Annotated in this window: 1 rRNA gene; it reads left to right on the plus strand. The window is 56.6% G+C overall.

Features of this window, described 5'->3' with window-relative positions:
• Window positions 1–262: 262 nt before the first annotated feature.
• Window positions 263–1091 (plus strand): 23S ribosomal RNA (locus tag ACFY29_RS34860); the annotation flags it as partial.

The raw sequence follows: 1091 nt of genomic DNA on the forward strand, positions 1-1091 counted from the left end.
ACAACCTAGTACAGCCACCCTCGGGTGGTGGGAACGGATTGTGCTGGTGCGGCTGGAGAAGAATGCAGAGCACCCTGTTGGGTCCTGAAAGAACAACCATCGGTTGTTGTTTCAGAGACTGGTCCGGAGCTGTGTGCTCCGGGAGTCTGCCAGGCATGGCCTGGTCTCACATACCGATCACTGTGGTGGTGCTGGTGTGGGGCTAATGGGTTGTGGGTTGGTCGTTTGTTGAGAATTGCACAGTGGACGCGAGCATCTTTGTGGTCAAGTTGTCAAGGGCGAACGGTGAATGCCTTGGCACCAGGAGCCGATGAAGGACGTGGGAGGCCGCGATAGGCCTGGGGGAGCTGTCAACCAAGCTGTGATCCCAGGGTGTCCGAATGGGGAAACCTGGCTGGAGTCATGTCCAGTCACCCACACCTGAACACATAGGGTGTGTGGAGGGAACGCGGGGAAGTGAAACATCTCAGTACCCGTAGGAAGAGAAAACAATTTAGTGATTCCGTGAGTAGTGGCGAGCGAAAGCGGATCGAGGCTAAACCGGCTGCGTGTGATACCTGTCAGGGGTTGCGTGGTTGGGGTTGTGGGACCCTGCTGAACAAGCTGACACTTGTTCGAGAAGTTACAAAGTCAGTGGCTAGTCGAACAGTCTGGAATGGCTGACCGTAGACGGTGAAAGTCCGGTAGGTGAAAGTTGCTGACCTTCTGTGGGTGTTCCCGAGTAGCGGCGGACCCCTGAAATCTGCCGTGAATCTGCCAGGACCACCTGGTAAGCCTAAATACTTCCTGGTGACCGATAGCGGACAAGTACCGTGAGGGAATGGTGAAAAGTACCCCGGGAGGGGAGTGAAATAGTACCTGAAACCGTTCGCCTACAATCCGTCGGAGCCTTGCGGGGTGACGGCGTGCCTTTTGAAGAATGAGCCTGCGAGTTAGTGGCATGTGGCGAGGTTAACCCGTGAGGGGGAGCCGTAGCGAAAGCGAGTCTGAATAGGGCGATTCAGTCGCGTGTCCTAGACCCGAAGCGGAGTGATCTAGCCATGGGCAGGCTGAAGCGCGGGTAAGACCGCGTGGAGGGCCGAACCCACCAA

Origin of the sequence: Micromonospora sp. NPDC000668 (assembly GCF_042897975.1) — a bacterium.
Taxonomy (GTDB): domain Bacteria; phylum Actinomycetota; class Actinomycetes; order Mycobacteriales; family Micromonosporaceae; genus Micromonospora.